Consider the following 19,146-nt stretch of genomic DNA (forward strand, 5'->3'; position numbering starts at 1 on the left):
CTGCGCACCTGCTACACAAACAAATCTGATTTGAGTATGCAGCAAGTACGCAGCACTTACTTTTGAATATTGATTACGCTTTTACGTTTATACATTAGCGTTATCAAATATTAAATTTTTCAGCCTTTACGGCACTTTTCAGCCTTTGATTTTTGCCATCACAATCTTAGTAACAGCCTTAGCATCAGCCTGACCTTTAGTTGCACGCATAACAGCACCAATAATTGCACCCATCGGCTTCATATTTCCAGCCTTAAGCTTTTCTGCAACTTCAGGATCAGCAGCAAGAGCAGCGTCAACAGCAGCTTCCAAAGCACCGTCGTCGTTCATAACCTTAAATCCGTGCTTCTTAACAACTTCATCAGGCTTACCCTCGCCAGCCAAAACGCATGCAACAGTTTGCTTAGCGAGCTTATCGTTAAGATTGCCGTCTGCAATTAGCTTTTCAACTTCAGCCACATCTTGCGGAGTAATAGGCAATTCTTCCAAAGTCACGCCACGAGTGTTTGCTTCGCGAGCAAGCTCACCAAGCCACCACTTCTTAGCACCTGCCGCACTTGCGCCAGCCTTAACGGTTTCTTCAACCAAATCAAGAGCATCTGCGTTCAAAATATCGCGCATTTCAAGATCGCTAATACCCCATTCGCTTTGCAAACGGTTACGGCGCTCACGAGGCATTTCCGGCATTTGCGCCTTCATTCGCTCAATATGCTCTTTAGTGATGTGAAGCATAACCAAATCAGGATCTGGGAAGTAGCGATAATCGTCAGCATCCGACTTCACACGACCACCAGCAGTGGTCTGAGTTGCCTCATCCCAGTGACGAGTTTCCTGCAAAATCTCGCCGCCTTCGCTCAAAATAGCAGCCTGACGACGAATCTCATATTGGAGCGTCTTTTCAATACCGCGGAATGTGTTCACATTCTTAGTTTCTGAACGCGTACCAAATGGATCGGTTGGCTTGCGACGGAGCGAAACGTTCACGTCAGCACGCATATTGCCCTGCTCCATACGAGCGTGAGAGATGTTGAGAGCGCGAACAATATCGCGAATAGCACGCATATAAGCACCAGCAATTTCTGGAGCGCGGCTACCTGCACCTTCGATTGGCTTAGTTACAATCTCGATTAAAGGCACACCTGCACGATTGTAATCAACCAAAGAGTGATTTGCGCCTTCAATACGGCCGTCAGCGCCGCCAACGTGAGTATTCTTACCAGCATCATCCTCAATGTGAGCACGTTCAATCGGCACACGGAACACGGTGCCGTCTTCCAGCTCAACATCCAAGTAACCGTTGCCATTAGTAGGCTTATCGTACTGGGAGATCTGATAATCGCGAGGCATATCTGGGTAGAAGTAGTTCTTACGAGCGAACTGGCTCCACTCAGCAATTTCGCAATGTAAAGCCAAACCAAGCTTAATTGCATAATCAACTGCAGTCTTGTTTACAACTGGCAAAGAGCCTGGCAAACCAAGGCTTACAGGAGTTAGCTGAGTATTTGGCTCACCGCCAAAAGATACTTCTGCTGGGCAGAACAGCTTCGTACGAGTGCAAAGCTCAACGTGAGTTTCCAAACCGAATACTGGATCGAATTGCTCAACAGCATCGGCATATTTCATAAGTTTTTCAGCCATTAGATATCCTTCTTACTTAAGCTTTACTTCACTTTACTTAGCCAATGAATCGAGCCAACCAGCTTTAAGCGACTTCCAAATTGGACCGCCCCACTGCTCTTCGAGCGCTGCTTCCAACGCTGCTGCAGGCTTGTACATCTTTTCATCGTGGCATTGCGGAGCAATAATCTGAATGCCAACAGGCAAACCGTCGTCGCTTAAGCCAGCTGGGAGGCTCAAAGCAGGAACTCCAGCCATGTTTGCAGGAATTGTAGCAATATCGTTCATGTACATAGAAAGTGGATCATCCATCTTCTCGCCAAACTTAAATGCCGTTGTAGGGCTTGTTGGAGAAACAAGAACATCTACTTTCTTAAACGCTTCTTCAAAATCGCGAATAATAAGCGTACGAACTTTTTGTGCAGAGCCATACCAAGCATCGTAGTAGCCAGCGGAAAGTGCGTAAGTGCCGAGAATAATACGACGCTTTACTTCGTCACCGAAACCAGCTTCACGAGTTGCAGCCATCATATTTGCAGCAGTCTGAGGCTTGTCTGCTGGTGGCATGACGCGCAAACCGTAGCGCATACCGTCGTAGCGAGCCAAATTAGAGCTAACTTCTGAAGGCATAATAATGTAATAAGCAGCCAAAGAGTAAGGGAAGTGAGGGCAAGAAACTTCCGTAACCTCTGCGCCCATATCCTTAAGCAATTGCACAGCTTCATTAAAGCGTGCTTCAACGCCTGGCTGGAAGCCTTCACCGCTAAGCTCCTTAACTAAACCAACCTTCAAGCCCTTCAAATCACGGCGAGCGCCCTCACGAGCAGCTTGAGCCATTGGAGGAACAGGAGCTGGAATAGAAGTAGAATCGCGCCTATCGTTACCGCCGATAATTTCCTGCAAAAGCGCAGAATCAAGAACGGTACGAGAAACAGGTCCAATTTGGTCGAGAGAGCTTGCCATAGCGATTGCACCAAAACGGCTAACACCGCCATAAGTTGGCTTTGCGCCGACTGTACCAGTTAAAGCACCTGGCTGACGAATAGAACCACCAGTATCTGTACCCAAAGCAATAGGAGCTTCGAATGCAGCAACAGCTGCAGCTGAACCGCCGCCGGAACCACCAGGAACACGCTCAGTATCCCAAGGATTGCAAGTAGTTTGATAAGCAGAATGTTCTGTAGAAGAACCTTGAGCAAACTCATCCAAATTAGTCTTGCCGAGAATTGGCATGCCAGCTGCTTTGAGCTTTTCAATAACAGTAGCATCGTAAGGTGGAACCCAGCCTTCGAGGATCTTCGATGCTGCAGTAGTAGGAATGCCCTTAGTGACAATCATGTCTTTAATGGCAATCGGCACACCAGCCAACTCAGGCAATCCTTCAGTCTCACCCTTAGCGTTCTTAGCATCAAAAGCATCTGCCTGCTCAAGAGCAATATCTGCAGAAACATGCAAAAATGCCTTAATTTCTGGCTCTGCAGATTCAATGACTGCCAAGTGAGCTTCAACAAGTTCACGGCTAGAAACTTCTTTAGCTTTTACAGCCTTTGCCATATCGGCAGCAGAAAGTTTTACCAAATCTTGAGTATTAGTCATGTTTTATTCCTCCCCCAAAATTCGAGGCGCTACAAACATGCCAGACTCACTTCTAGGAGCATCCGAAAGAGCTTCTTCTTGAGTCAAAGGTGTAGCAGGCTCATCTGGACGCAAATAAGCTTCCAAAGGCACTGGATTTGCAGTAGGTGGCACATCTTCGCCAGCAACTTCCTGCACTTTATTAATAGATTCTGCAATGACGTTTAATTCGCCTTGCAAGCGACTGATTTCTTCGTCGCTTAAAGCAATCTGGGACAAAACGCCCAAATGCTCAATTTCTTCGCGTGTGAATGTAGGCATAACCTCAACTATATGTGTGATACGTGACCTTCGTTAGTAGAAAAAAGCAATGTGGATAAAAGCTTTATGAGAGTTATTTGTTGATTATTTTTGTTTTATTGAGAAAGTGTTAGGAATTAATTTTTTGAGACTGCAGCAATTAAAAATTGCGCATGCGTAACACTAAATAATACTTGCACAAATATTTTGCATATATTTTCACAAAATTATCACGAATCAAAATACGTAAAATCCGTTCATTTTATCTGTCAACACGCCGAAACAACAAAACTGACGTAACCAAAAAGTGTTGGTATTTCAGCATTATTTAAACTTTTGTTTGAAACTTAAAAAAATTATTTTAAACAATTATCGCATAAATAAAAAGTGTGTAATAATCATGTGATGTGAGAAGCTGAAGCTGATGCACTGAAGCATATATATGCACTGAAGCACGTATTTTGCGGCATCTCACTGAAAAATAATTTGAAATAAAATCTAATAAAAATCGAAGGATACATATGAAGAGCACAAAGTTCTACCGTAATGCAGCAATGTTGTTGCTCGCGGGCGCGACTATTATTCCACAATGCTTAGCAGTTCCAGCAATGGCAGATTCTTCCGCAAAGCCTTCTGCACCAGCTGCATCTTGCGCAGCTAGCAAGGACTCGCTGAACAACTACTTGTGGGATTTGCATTACGATAAAACAAATATTCTCGCACGTCACGGCGAAACAATTAACAATAAATTCTCCAGCGACAGCTTCAACAAGAACGGCGAATTCGTTGTTGTTGAGCATCAGAAGAAGAACATCACCAATACAACGTCAAACTTGTCGGTAACTTCGGCCAACAATGATCGCGTGTATCCTGGTGCATTATTCCGCGCTGACCAGAATTTGATGGATAACATGCCAAGCTTGATTTCAGCAAATCGCGCACCATTAACTTTGAGCATTGATTTGCCAGGCTTCCACGGCGGCGAGAGTGCTGTAACTGTGCAACATCCAACCAAGAGCTCCGTTACTTCAGCAGTTAACGGTTTAGTTTCTAAATGGAATGCACAATATGCAGCAAGCCATCATGTAGCAGCTCGTATGCAGTATGATTCCGCAAGCGCACAAAGCATGAACCAGCTCAAGGCTAAGTTTGGTGCTGATTTTGCAAAGATTGGCGTACCGCTGAAGATTGATTTCGATGCGGTACACAAGGGTGAGAAGCAGACTCAAATTGTGAACTTCAAGCAAACTTACTACACAGTAAGCGTCGACGCTCCAGATAGCCCAGCAGATTTCTTTGCTCCATGCACCACGCCAGAAAGCTTGAAGAACCGTGGCGTTGACAGCAAACGCCCACCAGTTTACGTGTCAAACGTAGCTTATGGTCGCTCAATGTACGTAAAGTTCGATACCACCAGCAAGAGCACTGATTTCCAGGCTGCAGTAGAAGCAGCAATTAAGGGCGTAGAAATCAAGCCAAACACCGAATTCCATCGCATTCTCCAGAATACTTCTGTTACTGCAGTGATTCTCGGCGGCAGCGCTAACGGTGCAGCAAAGGTTATTACCGGCAATATCGATACGCTAAAGGCTTTGATTCAGGAAGGTGCAAATTTGAGCACCTCTAGCCCAGCTGTTCCAATCGCTTACACTACTTCCTTCGTAAAAGATAACGAAGTAGCAACTCTCCAGAGCAACAGCGATTATGTTGAGACTAAGGTTTCTGCTTACCGTGACGGTTATTTGACCTTGGATCACCGTGGAGCTTATGTAGCTCGCTACTACGTCTACTGGGATGAGTACGGCACTGATATCGACGGAACTCCATACGTACGTTCTCGCGCTTGGGAAGGAAACGGCAAGTATCGTACCGCTCACTTCAGCACAACGATTCAGTTCAAGGGCAATGTGCGCAATCTTCGCATTAAGTTGGAAGAAAAGACCGGCTTAGTATGGGAACCATGGCGTACAGTGTACAACCGTACTGATTTGCCGTTGGTTCGCCAGCGCACAATCAAGAACTGGGGCACAACCTTGTGGCCTCGCGTTGCTGAAACTGTAAAGAATGACTGAACTCATATTGCAATTGAGCATAAATAAATAAAACTGAAAAATTAAGGACTTTATCTTATAGCCAGTTATGAGATGAAGTCCTTAATTTTTTACACAAATAGGATTTTTTTATTACATTTTTAGCAGTAGGATTTAGTTATGTTAGAGATACAAAATATATCTAAGTACTATAAAAAACAGCAAGTACTAAATAATATTTCTTTTGTAGCAGAAGATGGTAAAGTTACAGGTTTTGTTGGACCTAACGGTTCCGGAAAATCAACTGCACTATATTGCGCATTGGGACTCATAAAAGCCAATGGAGGTGAAGCATTATTCGACGGCGTCCCATACAAAAAACTCAATTCCCCAATAGAAACAGTCGGCACAGTATTAGATTTAAAAGCTAATTATAGAAATACTAGTGCTATAAAAAAGCTCACATTCGTCGCGAAGTATTGCAAAATTCCAAAAACGCGCGTATCGGAGATTATGGATATTGCCGGAATCAGCTCTATACAAAATATGAAAATTAAAGAAATGTCAACCGGCATGCGCAAACGACTTGAGATTGCTGCAGCACTTCTCGCAGATCCTCATAATCTTATTCTCGATAATCCATTCTATGGCTTAGACGTTGAAGGAGTTAGATGGATGCGCGATATCTGCAAATACTATGCAGAACGCGGTGGTGCGGTACTTATCAGCACTAATAACATTAGTGAGCTTTCTCTTATTGCAGACGATCTTGTTATTATTGCACATGGTAAAATTCTACAAAAAACAAGCGTGACAGATTTGCTTACTGCATATTCTCAGAACACTGTACGAGTTGTTACTCCTGAACCAGAAAAGCTATTTGACATTATGCAATCGCAGCATAGTGAATGCTCTATTATGCAAGTTGAGCACAAAAACGAAGACGTGCAGGAAGGCGCAGCTTTCGTTATAAATAATGCAAATATTGCAGATTTGGCGCAATTCTTTAACGATAAACAATTACTTACATATCAGTTGAGTAAAGAATGCGTTTCACTCGAAGATGCGTATATGGCGGCAATAGGAGACAACGCAGCATATGTGTCCAAACCTCCATATGTTTATAACAATGTACAAAAATACCAAAATTCTACAGAAGCATATGCTCAGGAACACATCCCTAATAATGTCAACAATGAAACGACTCAGCTAAATTCAATACAACAATTAACGCAAGATGCGGCAGTAGATACTCAATTGTTAAATGAGCCTGAGCCACAATTGACTCCTGAACCTCAACTAACAACAGAGAATACAACTGTGGAGGCAGAAGTAGAGACAGCAGTAAAGGAAGAAGTAAAGACAGCGGTAAAGGAAGAAGTAAAGCCTCAGCTGGCGGAAGAACCTCAAGCAGTTGCAGAACCTAAGGCAGTTGAACCTCAGGCAACAATTGCGGTTGAAACGCATGTGACTACTGAGCCTGAAGCACAGGTATTTCCTGAGCTTGATACGCAGCAAATGACAGAGCATGAAACAAAGGTAGCGCCTGAGCCTGCTGTGCAAGTAACACCTGAGCCACAACCTGAACCTGAACCTGAACCTGAACCTGAACCACAAGCCAAGCCTGAGCCTCAAGCCAAGCCTGAGCCTCAAGCCAAGCCTGAGACTGAACCACAACCTGCACCTGTGCTACACGCCAACGTAATAGAGGAAGCCTCTCAAACTGACTTGCCAGCTCAAAAGGCACAACCTATTCAACCGCAGCAGGAGACTCCACAATACTTACAAAATCAGTATGCTCAGCAGCCGTACGCACAGCAACCGTATGCTCAATATGAGCAACAACCGTACGCTCAACAGCCACAACAAATCCAATACGATCAACAGTACGCTCAACAACAGTACGCTCAACAACCGTACGCACAGCAGCCGTACGCACAACAATCATACGCGCAACAAAATCAGTATGCGCAACAACAATATGAGCAACCGCAACAAATCCAATACGGTCAGCCGTATGCACAACAGCCGTACGGACAACAGCCGTACGCGCAGCCACAATATTACAATCCGCAATACAGTCAGCAACCATACTATGAGCAGCAGTATGCGCAACAAGATCAGTATCCTGAACCACAGCATTGTGAACAGCAGTATGCGCAACCTCAGTATGCTAAGCCTACTACCGAGCTACCATTGCCTGATACTTCATATATTGGGCCAGAGTATGCTCATCCTCAATTTGCTAAAAAGAAACAAAACGATCAGGATTCTCAAGAAAATGCACAATGAGCTTAGTGCCAGAATTAGTGCCATCTATTATTGCTATGGTTGCTCGGGGCGTTATGCTATTTGCAGTGGGCGCTTTACTTCTAGCAAAAAGAATTAAAACTAGTATCGGCAAAAGTTGCAATAAATAAACCCCGCTCGTTTGCTCAGTAATGATTGCAATCGAACGGGGCTTATTTTTTATTTATACTTACTATGTTTAAATATCGCGATGCTTTTCAACAACGTGGCCAATTGCATACATGACTACGCCCCAAGCGAGAACCACCAAGCCTGATTGCCACCATGTGAAAATATATGCGTTTGGTGGAAGCTGTGCACCCGAATTAGGTGAGCCGCCCAAGAATTTCCCCACCGCTGTGGCTGGCAAAAGCTGTATAAGTATTGAATTCCACTTCGCGAAATTGCTTGCAAACATAATAATGCTAAGAACACTAGGCAAAATCATCACGGCTCCAATAACGCACATAATTCCGCCAGCAGTTGACTTGCAAATCATGCCAAAACCGTACGCCATTGCTGCTACAACAACCATAATTGCAGGAGAGCCAAGGAACAGCGTAAGAGGCAATTTCCACGCGTTGCTTCCAGATAATCCAGAAGTGCTGTCTCCTATAAAAGCTAATTCTGCAGCAGCTAACGAAACTGCCATTGCAATAAGTTGAACCACAAAAACGTAGATTGCAACAGCAATAAACTTAGCCGTAAAAAACATACCCCTTCTAGGTACAGCAGTAAGAGAAGCCTGAATCGAAGTTGTAGAATGCTCCGCGGTTACAGCGAGCACTGCAAAAATCGACAAAACAATCAAAAATACAGAAGCAAAACTAATAACTAAGCGGAAAATGCTTTCTTGAGATGCAATAAGGTCACTTTTATTGCTCGGCCCAACAGTAATTGCAGCGCTTGATCTACCTTGATTTGCTCCATTCTTAATGTCAACTTTAGACATTGCTTTTTGCACAATCGCGATAATAAAGCTAAAGATTACTGGCAAAACAATAGCTAATGCCATGCACCACCAGGTGGATGAAAGTCCGCGCAACTTAACAATCTCAGATTTAAGCGTGTGCATGAATGTAAGGCGTAAGTGCTGAGCGTTCATGCTGCGGCCTGTTTTGTACGCGTTGGATTGGCGTGCGTTGGACTCAGAAGATTGCACTTGTTGATTTGCTACTTGCTCACTCATTTTGCACTCTCCTTATTGTTAGATTGCTCTGCATGCTGCTTGCTGTCTGGCTTTAAATCGCTGCTAGGAACAGTCTTAGTAACGTACTGCTCCTGGCCATGCGTAAGAGCCAAATATGCTTCCTCAAGTGATGCGTGCTCTTGATTTAGCTGATATACCAAAATTTGATTATCCGCAATTTCGCGAGCAAGCTGATTAAGCTCACATCCTGTTATTCTAAAAAGCTCGCCTTCTTGAACGTCTTGAGGAGTGCGAGTATCTTGCAAAATCTTGCATTCAGGATTGTTTTGAGCAAGCACAGACTTTAGTTTTTCGCCTTCTGGAGTTACAAGTCGCACAGCGTGCTGAGAATGTGCGTCAACAAAATCTTGTACTGTTGTGCGCTCCAAAATTTCGCCATGAGCAATAATCACAAGGTTATCTGCAGTTAGTGCAACTTCGCTCATTAAGTGCGAACTAAGTAGTATTGCTCGGCCTTCGCTCGCGTAATACTTGCATAATTCGCGAACCCACTTAACGCCCTCTGGGTCTAAGCCGTTAATTGGCTCGTCCAAAATGAGATTGTGTGGATTTGCTAAAAGTGCCGCCGCAATGGAAAGACGCTGGCTCATACCAAGCGAGAAAGATCCTGCTTTGCGGGTTTTAACACTTGATAATCCAGTAATATCAATCACTTCGTCAACGCGCTTTTTTGATATTCCATGAGTTAAAGCCAATGAATACAGGTGATTGTAAGCCGTACGGCCCCTGTGAGCAGACTTTGCATCAAGAACTGCTCCAACTTCCGTCATTGGAGAGGCGATTTTTGCGTAAGGTTTGCCGTCAATAAGAGAAGTGCCACTATTGGCATGAATAAGATTTAACGCACAACGCATGGTGGTAGATTTACCAGCGCCGTTAGGACCTAAAAAGCCCGTGACTTTACCGTCTTCGGCGACGAAAGAAACGTCGTTAAGCGTTGTTTTTGCGCCGAAACGCTTTGTAATATGTTGAAATTCTAACATAAATTAACAATATCACAAATAAAAAAATACACCTAAAATGTAAGTGTTTATGAGTACATGCTATTGCATTTTTATTAATATTTTTGTTGAGATCTTGCTGCTGAAATTTTAATTAATCGCTTATTAAGATTCAGCAATTTGGTGCTGCATGTTGCGCAATCCACGCGTGCATGGAAACAGCTGCGGCTGCTCCTGCGTTTAGCGAGCGAACAGAGCCAAATTGCGAAATGTAAACAACGTCATCCGCCATTTCTAGTGCTTTTTTAGAAAGACCTGGACCTTCCGCACCAAAAAGCATAAGGCAACGTTTAGGGAACTTGTAGTTTTCCATAGCGACTGCGCCTGGAATAATATCTAGCGCTATAACGCGCGCGTTTTTAGCGTCTTGTTCCTTAATATTTGCGATTTTTTCTGCTTCTTTATTGCCTTCTGCTTGTGCTTTAAGCAAAAGTTGATGCGCTTCTTCTGTTTCTCGAGCTATATTTTCGCGCCAATTAGTTACTAGAGTTTCAATAGTTGGGCAGCATTCAACGTATTGGTAAAGCTCAGTCATTAACGAGCCTTTGCGATTCCATTTATGAGGCCCTACGATATACACTTTTTTCGCAGTAAACGCGTTTGCAGTGCGAACCATAGAGCCTATGTTGAAATCGTGAGTCCAATTTTCTACAGCTACTTCAAACTCGTGGCGTCCTTTAGAATCGAGATCCGCTTTTATAGCTTCTACTTTCCAGTATCGGTAGCGGTCTAGAACATTGCGCTGGTCGCCTTCGTCTAGTAATTCAGTGCTAAACCGCGCATCGTAATTTGGCGATTCTGGATTATCTGGACGAGGCTCACCTGGATGTTCTTCTTCCCATGGGCCAACTCCTATAGGTCGAAATTCTGGCTCATCGGAAGCTTTTGCAGCCAAAGTAATTGGATTCGGTTCGTGCATGTGTGAGTTTTGCTCCGTTTAATACTTTTGCTTAGTATTGGCAGCTAGTAATTGCAGCTAGTCTTGGCAGCCGTCAGTTGCGCAATCTCCTGTGCAACCTGACTTGCAGTGGCCTCTGCAGCAGTTGTCCTCGCAGCATGGCTCAGTGCAGCCGTCATGAGCACAATCGCCAGTGCACTCTACTTTGCAATGGCCGCCGCAGCAATTATCTTCACAGCATGGCTCTGTGCAGCCGTCATGAGCACAATCACCCGTGCACTCTACCTTGCAGTGACCACCGCAGCAGTTATCCTCGCAGCAAGGCTCAGTGCAACCATCGTTAGCGCAATCGCCAGTGCATTTAACCTCACAATGACCACCGCAGCAGTTGTCGTTGCAGCAATCTTCGTGATCTGCATCTGCACGTAATTCTTCTTCATCGAAAGCTTGAACAAATGCCATTTTAGTACTCTCCTCACTTATTGGATTTACTAATTGAAGATGCCTCATGCCTTGTTCGTCGGCGTCAACACCACCAATTAATGCAACTATAGCAAGAATTTGCGCGCCTTGCTGATTAACAATGCCAAAATCAAGACTTAATTCATTGCCGTGTCGTAAAGTCACAAGCGAAGAAGTTTGAACATACGATTTTTCAGAAAGCCAAGAGTCAAGCAATAATACTCGCTTGCCTTTAACTGACGGACCTTTTGTTGCAGGAAAAACAAAATCCATAACAAAGCCGTCGAGTGCAATTCCTTTACGTTCTGCAGCATGAATAAGCGCAAAAACCATCGGCACTGCAGCAGCAGTTAACGCACCAATAGCGTCAACATCGCGTTCTAACGAATACCCAGCTTTCTCAATTGCATCAAAAAGAACATCTCCAACCAGCTTAGAGCCGCGCTGAGCAAATGTAACAGAAAACAGTTCGCTAAATGGTTTCGCACTCATATCCGCACAAAGCATGCGCTTAAGTTCCGCGCGTTCCTCTTGTAATTCTGCCATTTTTGCACTCCTTAGCGTTTAGAGCTGTTCAATTTTTGACGCTTTGATGTTTTTATGCTTAACGATCTTCTACTGATACTTCTGGAGCGCTCAGCTCTTTAACATCAGCTTTATCGGAATCTATAAGATCTATTGAAGCAATAACCTTACTTTGATCTAACTTCTGAAGTTTACGCGCTGTTACCAACACTCTAGACTCAAGTGAGGAAGCAAACTTATTGTAAGCTGCAACTGTTCTTGCCAAAGATACGCCAAGTTTTGAAGCATTTTCTCCAAGAACCGCAAAGCGATCGTACAATTCTCTAGATAAATCGAAAAGTTCTTTTGCATCATCTGTAAGACTTTGCTGCTGCCATGCGTACGCAACAGACTTAAGCACAGCCCACAAAGTAACTGGTGAAGTGAGTGCTACTTTTTGTGCAAAAGCATCATCCATAAGCGTTGGATCCGCTTCAAGAGCCGCCTGAAGCAATGCTTCGTTTGGAATAAATGCAACTACAAAGTCTGGTGCTGTTTCAAAAGCCTGCCAATACGCTTTAGCTCCTAATACTCTAACATGCTCTCGCAAAGCCTTAGCGTGCGCTTTTAGAAGCTCGCTCCTTCTAGCTAATTCTTCGTCACTTGCGTTATCTGGGATTTCACAAGCACGCTGATAATCCGCATACGGAACTTTTGCATCAACTGGAATTGTTTTGCCTCCTGGCAGATGCACAACCATATCTGGCCTCTGCTGTTCGCCATTTACTCCAGTTACAACAACCTGCGTATCAAAATCAACATGCTCAAGCAAGCCTGCAGATTCAACAATATTCTTTAGTTGAGCCTCGCCCCAAGCTCCGCGAACCTTATTATTTCGCAATGCTGCAGAAAGCGAACTTGTTTCGCGGTCAAGCCTTGTTTGCTGCTCACTTAAGCCTTTAAGCTGAGTGCTCAGCACACCCATTTCTTGTTTACGCCCTTCTTCAATCTGCGAAACTTTATTCTTCAATGCTTCGAGATTGTCTTTTACTGGAGCAAGCGCTTCCAAAACTTTACCTTGTTCTTTCAAAGTTTTCTCACGATTTAACCGTTCGCGTTCTTCTCGCTCTGCGCGCAATTGCTCTTCGCGATTCACTCGCAATTGCTCTGCTTGCTGCGCTTTAGCAAGTTCTGCTTCAACAAACTTTAATCGTTCAGCAAGCTGCTCTGCTTGCGTGCGATACCGTATAGCCTGATTACCATTTTCTTGAGCTTGAGCGCGCGCTTGTTCATACTGCGAGCGCAATTCGTTAAATTCGCGCTGGTTTACGCCATTAGCGCCTTGCGTTCCAGAGTTGCGCTTAACAATAGCCAGCACAACAATGGCGGTTATTACAACAGCAACCACCATTAAAACAAACATCACAATATTATCGAACATACGTTCTATTAAACACTATTGAGTTGACTTTTGAAACATAATTAAACACGTGCATTACCTAATACAAAATAGCGTGCTGTCTACTGGAAAATAATCCAATAAACAGCACGCTTTTTTATTTGACTACATTGAAGAATGCAGGAACTACGCAATCTTTAGGGTCACATGGTCGCTAGTATTCTCACAATCCGCAACTACGCGAGCGCCATCATGCACATCGCCAGAAAGCAGCAATCGAGCAAGCTGATCGCCAATTTCCGTTTGAACCAATCTACGCAACGGACGAGCACCATAAACTGGATCATAGCCATGCTCCGCAAGCCAAGCGCGAGCAGAACCGCTCACATCCAAGCTAATGCGGCGGTCGCTCAAGCGTGCAGCCACTTGACGAACTTGAATATCCACAATTCCACCAAGCTCTTCGCGGCTCAACGGATGGAACATAACAAGCTCATCCAAACGGTTGATGAACTCTGGCTTAAACTCAGCGTGAACAGCGTTCATAACAGCCTTACGTTTAGCAGCATCGTCCAAGCCCTCTTGCACAAGGAATTGCGAACCCAAGTTTGATGTCATAATCAAAATCGTATTCGTAAAATCAACCGTTCTACCCTGACCGTCAGTCAAACGACCATCGTCCAAAACCTGCAACAAAACGTCGAATACTTCTGGATGCGCCTTCTCAACTTCGTCAAAAAGCACTACAGAATACGGACGTCTACGCACAGCTTCAGTAAGCTGGCCGCCTTCCTCGTAGCCAATGTAACCAGGAGCAGCACCGATTAGACGCGAAACGGAAGCCTTTTCCATGTACTCGCTCATATCAATGCGAACCATTGCACGCTCGTCGTCAAACAAAAAGTCAGCAAGAGCCTTAGCAAGCTCCGTCTTACCAACGCCAGTAGGACCCAAGAACAAGAAGGAACCAGTTGGGCGATTCGGGTCTGCAATTCCAGCACGGCTTCTGCGCACAGCATCTGCTATAGCCTGAATTGCTTCACTTTGACCAACCACACGCTTAGAAAGCTCCTTTTCCATGTTGAGCAGCTTCTCATTTTCGCCTTGCATCAAGCGACCAACAGGAATGCCCGTCCATTCGCTAACGACTCCTGCAATAGAATCAGCATCAACCTGATCCGGAACCATTGGCTCTTTCGCTTCACTTTTAGCATTAGCGGCCTCAGACTCCGCTTCTTCCAAAGCTTTTTGAATGCTTGGGATTTCACCATACAAAATACGGCTTGCTTGTTCCAAGTTGCCTTCACGTGTGAATTTGTCGGCTTCTACGCGCTTAGCGTCGAGTTGCGCTCGCAAATCACCAACCTTGTTATGGCCAGCCTTTTCCGCATCCCAACGCGCTTTCAATCCAGAAAGCTTTTCGCGCGAGTTAGCTAATTCTTCCTGCAACTTTTCTAAGCGTTCGCGCGCAGCAGCATCTTCCGCTTTCTTTAATTGCATTTCTTCCATTTCAAGACGCGTAACTTTGCGCTGCAATTCGTCGATCTCTTCTGGCTGAGAATCAAGTTCCATACGCAAGTGAGCTGCCGCTTCATCCACCAAATCAATCGCCTTATCTGGAAGCTGTCTGCCAGTAATATAGCGGTTTGAAAGCGTTGCTGCAGCTACGATTGCATCGTCACTAATCGTCACCTTGTGGTGCGCTTCGTAACGTTGCTTAAGTCCACGCAAAATCGTCACCGTATCTTCAACAGATGGCTCGCCAACAAACACTTGCTGGAATCTGCGTTCAAGCGCGGAATCCTTTTCAATATGCTCGCGATACTCGTTAAGCGTAGTTGCACCAACCAAGCGCAGCTCACCGCGCGCAAGCATTGGCTTAAGCATATTCCCAGCATCCATTGAACCTTCTGCAGATCCTGCGCCAACAACAGTGTGAATTTCGTCAATAAACGTAATAATTTGACCGTCCGATTGCTGAATTTCCTTCAACACTGCCTTTAAGCGTTCCTCAAACTCGCCGCGATACTTCGAACCTGCAACCATCGAAGCCAAATCGAGGCTTATAAGACGCTTGTTTTGCAAAGTCGTAGGCACATCTCCTGCCACAATTCGCTGAGCCAATCCTTCTACAACTGCCGTTTTTCCAACGCCCGGCTCGCCAATTAGCACAGGATTGTTCTTCGTGCGGCGAGAAAGAATCTGAATCACGCGACGAATTTCCTGATCGCGCCCAATTACTGGGTCGAGCTTTCCTTCGCGAGCGCGCGCAGTCATATCAACAGAATACTTTTCGAGCGCTTTGTAGTTGCCTTCAGCATCCGGACTTGTCACTTTTGCGCCACCGCGCACAGTTGGCACAGCCTTACGCAACACGTCTGCGGAAACGTTGTGCTTTTTGAAAATATCCGCAACAGCGTTTGGTTCGCTAGCAACCATGCCAATAAGCATGTGTTCCGTAGAAACGTATTCGTCTCCCATTGCGCGCATTTCTTTTTCTGCCTGGCTTAGCGCAGCCAAAAGCTGACGACTTGCATCTGGCTTAGTTGTAGTTGAGCCAGTAGATGAAGGCAATGCCACTAATGCGTTACGAATTTCAGCACCGATTTGTTGCGCGTCCGCCCCCGCCTGAGCAATAAGCGCGCGAACGACGCCCTGCTCTTGGCGGAGTAAAGCATCCGCCAAATGCAGAGTGTCAACTTGCGCATTGCCAGCAGCCGCTGCACTTTGCACAGCGTCGCTTAATGCGTCTTGCGCTAAGGTTGTAAACTTTTGTTCCATATCTACCTCATTTCCACGAAAGCTCTAAAACACATTTCAGTTAAGTCAAATCGCTGCAACTTTTATTGCAATTTCAAGCTTTTTGACGATACTTTTGAGTTCTAACGAGCTTTCACTTTCATGTATCTGATACGTATAACAGATTTTCCTATAACTTTATTCCTAAAACTTGAGTGTACTAGACTCAAGTTTTGTTTTCAAGAACTTTCAATCGCAAATAATTTACGCAAATAATTTAATTAAGCAGCAAGCAAAGTTTAGTTAAGTATCAAGCAATGCTTAATTAAGTAGCAAATATGTCGTAATCTTAAAAGCATGAGAATTGCACGTTTTTCGTATAATGAAGTTCCGCAATACGCTTTCGTTCAAAAAGACGAAACCGACGGTAAAGATTATTTAGTAGCACTTGAAGGGCATCCTTTAAGCCCGCAAGGAGTTAAGCCAACTGGTAAACGTTACGCGTTGGATGCGGATGGCGTGCGCTTGCTTGTGCCTGTAATTCCTTCAAAAGTTTACGGATTGGCAAAAAATTACGATACGCGTTCCGATGACGAGCGCGCTACTTCTCCTGCGGCTTCTTCGCATACCGCTGCAGATATGGTTATTTTTACAAAGCCGAGCACTTCTGTAATTGGTCCGGACGATCCGATTGTGATTCCTGCTTGCTCAAACGACATGAATTTTGAGCCAGAAGTGGCAGTTGTTATGGGCAAAATCGCCAAAAATGTGACTGCAGCTACCGCAATGAATTACGTTTTTGGCTTTACTTGTGTAAATGACGTAACTTTACGAGATTGCGCAGGAAGCGACCCAATGTGGACGCGCGCAAAAGGTTTCGACACTTCTTGCCCACTTGGACCTTGGATTACGACCGAGCTAAATTGGCGCGATGCACATATTTCATTTACGCTTAATGGTGAAAATGTGCCGGAAGCTGACGGCACTACAGCTCGACTTATTCACAGTATTCCTGAGCAAATTGCAGCGATTTCAAGCTTCTCAACGCTTCTTCCAGGAGACGTGATTTTGACAGGAACCCCATACCCGGCTGGGACTTTACGCGCGGGTGACGAAGCGATTGTACACGTAGATGGCATCGGTTCGCTGCGCAATGTGATTGTGCATGCGTAACTACAATCATCAATTTGGCTTAAACTTTGACTTAAAACTACACAAATGCGCGTGGGCCAAAGATTGCCGAACCGATTCGAACCATCGTCGAGCCTTCGGCAATCGCCCACGCAAAATCGCCGGACATTCCCATCGAAAGCTCTAATTTTGCAGAGTTTCCATCATAATCTTGCGCGAGTTGTCCACTTACACAATCTCGAATTTCTCGCAATTTTGCGAAACCACTTCTCACTATTTTTTCATCATCCACGCGCGCTCCGAGCGTCATAAATCCGTGCAAATTAAGCGCCGGAAGACTAGATATAGCGAGCGCTTCATCAATCGCACGTTCTGGCGCGCATCCCGATTTCGTAGCTTCTCCCGAAACATTCACTTCCAACATAACGTCTGTGCAAAGTCCCAAATTTTGCGCGCGCGTAGATATTTTTTGCGCAAGTTCAATGCCGTCAACCGACTGAATACCATTTGCAAGTGGTAAAACTTTATTTATTTTATTGCTTTGCAGCTGACCGATTAAGTAGAGTGGAATTTCACCGTTCACTCCAACGCTTAAACCTTCTCTAGCAGCTTGTGCGCGTAAAATCTCGGCTTTTGCAACGATTTCTTGTGGGCGATTTTCCCCAACTACTCGCACTCCAGCTTTAAGCGCTGCCATGATTTCGCCAACATCTCGCGTTTTAGTTGCGGCAAGTAGCGTAACCGACTCAGCTTTGCGACCATAATGCAATTCGGCTTGAGCAATGGCGTCTTGCACGCTGTGCACGCCGTCGGCAATTTGACACGCACGAACACAATCGACTTCAGTATTCGCTAAATCTTTTTGCGTCATATATGCCATTTATGCCCCAATCTATCAAACCTAACTACATAGTTTAGTCAAGGAAGGGCACGGATTTGTCGGCTAGGTTTGCGCGAACAGAATCCCACGGCGTGTCAAGGCTTTCAAACAACGCAAGCGCATCGGCAGCACTCATATCTACCGATTGATTTTGACCATGCTTTTTGTATCCCAGAAGATACATACAATAGCCAATCATGCGCTCGGCACTCCAGCCAGATTCTCGAAGCGCACCGACGTCTAGCGAGTGCTTACTTTTTGCAAGCCGCTCACCTTGAGCGTTATCAATTAGCGGCAAGTGCGCAAATTGCGGACGCACATAATGCGTACCGTGAGCCGCAAAAAATCCTGATTTTTCAAGCAGCTCACCAATCCAAATTTGAAGCGCCGCAGAACGAAGCAAATCGCGGCCGCGCACAATGTCGTTTACTCCGCTCAGAACATCGTCAACAACAACCGCAAGCTGGTACGAAAAAACGCCATCCGCGCGGCGAATCACCATGTCACCCAAATCGCGATTAATGTTAAACGATTGCGCACCAAAAATCGCATCTTCAAAACTCACATTTGCTTGCGGCGAATCAGCCGAGGGAACAGCAAGCCTTAAAGAATGTTGCTGATTATTTTGCAAACGCTTTTCGATTTGTGCCAGACCTTCCGCGTTTTTACGAAGATTTCTGCACGTACCCGGGTAGCGTATAAAACCGTCGCCTTCCTGCGGAGCTGCGATTGCGCGAATATCGGAACGCGAGCAAAAACATGGGTAGATTAGAGAATTCCCGTCTTCGTCTTGCAAAGATTCTAACGCATCAAGAGCTTCTTGGTAAATTGCAGTGCGTTCATGCTGATAAGTCGGCTCGCCGACCCAATCAAGCCCAGCCCACTTCAAATCGTCAATAACTCGCGCGCTAGCATCCTTTGGCATGCGCGCAATATCAAGATCTTCCAGACGTAAAAGCATGTGTCCGCCTTGCGATTTTGCAGAGAGCCACGCAGCCAACATTGCTACCATATTGCCAATATGCATACGCCCGGAAGGAGTAGGCGCAAAACGACCAATTGCAATAGTTGACTTCGAAAACATGATTTAGTCTTTCTTAATATCTTTAAT

14 protein-coding genes are annotated in these 19,146 nt (G+C 45.0%); 3 read left to right on the forward strand and 11 right to left on the reverse strand.

All coding sequences use genetic code 11. The features are described from left to right. Positions 1-138: 138 nt before the first annotated feature. From gatB to gatC, 3 genes are read right to left on the reverse strand one after another with little or no spacing between them, the layout of a single operon-like run. Entirely contained in the window at positions 139-1,638 is a 1,500-nt protein-coding gene (gene gatB / locus HXT58_RS05640) for an Asp-tRNA(Asn)/Glu-tRNA(Gln) amidotransferase subunit GatB (protein ID WP_064340578.1), read from the reverse strand. Between the two features lie 33 nt (positions 1,639-1,671). Next, on the reverse strand, positions 1,672-3,213 hold the full coding sequence (gatA, locus tag HXT58_RS05645; protein ID WP_004105890.1) for an Asp-tRNA(Asn)/Glu-tRNA(Gln) amidotransferase subunit GatA: 1,542 nt from the start codon (positions 3,211-3,213) through the stop codon (positions 1,672-1,674). Positions 3,214-3,216: 3 nt separating this feature from the next. Beyond that, the gene (gatC, locus tag HXT58_RS05650; RefSeq protein WP_004105888.1) at positions 3,217-3,513 is read right to left on the reverse strand and encodes an Asp-tRNA(Asn)/Glu-tRNA(Gln) amidotransferase subunit GatC; all 297 of its coding nucleotides are present in this window, start codon (positions 3,511-3,513) and stop codon (positions 3,217-3,219) included. 500 nt (positions 3,514-4,013) lie between these two features. On the opposite strand from gatC, the gene vly reads away from it, so the two are divergent. Together vly and HXT58_RS05660 are read left to right on the forward strand one after the other, a co-directional pair. Further along, the gene (gene vly, locus HXT58_RS05655; protein WP_004110067.1) at positions 4,014-5,564 is read left to right on the forward strand and encodes a cholesterol-dependent cytolysin vaginolysin; all 1,551 of its coding nucleotides are present in this window, start codon (positions 4,014-4,016) and stop codon (positions 5,562-5,564) included. Between the two features lie 138 nt (positions 5,565-5,702). Then, a complete protein-coding gene (locus HXT58_RS05660; RefSeq protein ID WP_101892178.1) occupies positions 5,703-7,814 on the forward strand; it encodes an ATP-binding cassette domain-containing protein in 2,112 nt (703 codons plus the stop codon). 196 nt (positions 7,815-8,010) lie between these two features. On the opposite strand, the gene HXT58_RS05665 is transcribed toward HXT58_RS05660, so the two are convergent. From HXT58_RS05665 to clpB, 6 genes are all read right to left on the reverse strand, one after another. Further along, on the reverse strand, positions 8,011-9,000 hold the full coding sequence (locus tag HXT58_RS05665; protein ID WP_064340717.1) for an ABC transporter permease subunit: 990 nt from the start codon (positions 8,998-9,000) through the stop codon (positions 8,011-8,013). Then, on the reverse strand, positions 8,997-10,004 hold the full coding sequence (locus HXT58_RS05670; protein WP_064340716.1) for an ATP-binding cassette domain-containing protein: 1,008 nt from the start codon (positions 10,002-10,004) through the stop codon (positions 8,997-8,999). Before HXT58_RS05670 ends, HXT58_RS05665 begins: the two co-directional genes overlap by 4 nt. 130 nt (positions 10,005-10,134) lie before the next feature. After that, positions 10,135-10,941 (reverse strand): TrmH family RNA methyltransferase, encoded by an 807-nt coding sequence (locus HXT58_RS05675; RefSeq protein ID WP_064340414.1) that lies wholly within the window; start codon positions 10,939-10,941, stop codon positions 10,135-10,137. A 57-nt stretch (positions 10,942-10,998) separates the two neighbouring features. Then, entirely contained in the window at positions 10,999-11,928 is a 930-nt protein-coding gene (locus HXT58_RS05680) for a hypothetical protein (protein ID WP_064340415.1), read from the reverse strand. A gap of 58 nt (positions 11,929-11,986) precedes the next feature. Beyond that, positions 11,987-13,327 (reverse strand): DNA recombination protein RmuC, encoded by a 1,341-nt coding sequence (rmuC, locus tag HXT58_RS05685; protein ID WP_064340416.1) that lies wholly within the window; start codon positions 13,325-13,327, stop codon positions 11,987-11,989. Positions 13,328-13,471: 144 nt separating this feature from the next. Continuing rightward, the gene (gene clpB, locus HXT58_RS05690; protein ID WP_004119561.1) at positions 13,472-16,066 is read right to left on the reverse strand and encodes an ATP-dependent chaperone ClpB; all 2,595 of its coding nucleotides are present in this window, start codon (positions 16,064-16,066) and stop codon (positions 13,472-13,474) included. A gap of 315 nt (positions 16,067-16,381) precedes the next feature. Between clpB and HXT58_RS05695 the strand changes: the two genes are divergently transcribed. After that, the gene (locus tag HXT58_RS05695; protein WP_004136519.1) at positions 16,382-17,197 is read left to right on the forward strand and encodes a fumarylacetoacetate hydrolase family protein; all 816 of its coding nucleotides are present in this window, start codon (positions 16,382-16,384) and stop codon (positions 17,195-17,197) included. 37 nt (positions 17,198-17,234) lie between these two features. Here the strand turns inward: HXT58_RS05695 and HXT58_RS05700 are convergent, their stop codons facing one another. Together HXT58_RS05700 and HXT58_RS05705 are read right to left on the reverse strand one after the other, a co-directional pair. After that, positions 17,235-18,035, reverse strand: coding sequence for a YggS family pyridoxal phosphate-dependent enzyme (locus HXT58_RS05700; protein WP_004119565.1), 801 nt, complete (start codon positions 18,033-18,035; stop codon positions 17,235-17,237). 34 nt (positions 18,036-18,069) lie between these two features. Further along, entirely contained in the window at positions 18,070-19,119 is a 1,050-nt protein-coding gene (locus tag HXT58_RS05705) for a glutamyl-Q tRNA(Asp) synthetase (RefSeq protein WP_004119568.1), read from the reverse strand. Positions 19,120-19,146 lie beyond the last annotated feature (27 nt).

Origin of the sequence: Gardnerella sp. KA01000 (genome assembly GCF_049244035.1) — a bacterium.
Lineage (GTDB): Bacteria > Actinomycetota > Actinomycetes > Actinomycetales > Bifidobacteriaceae > Bifidobacterium > Bifidobacterium leopoldii.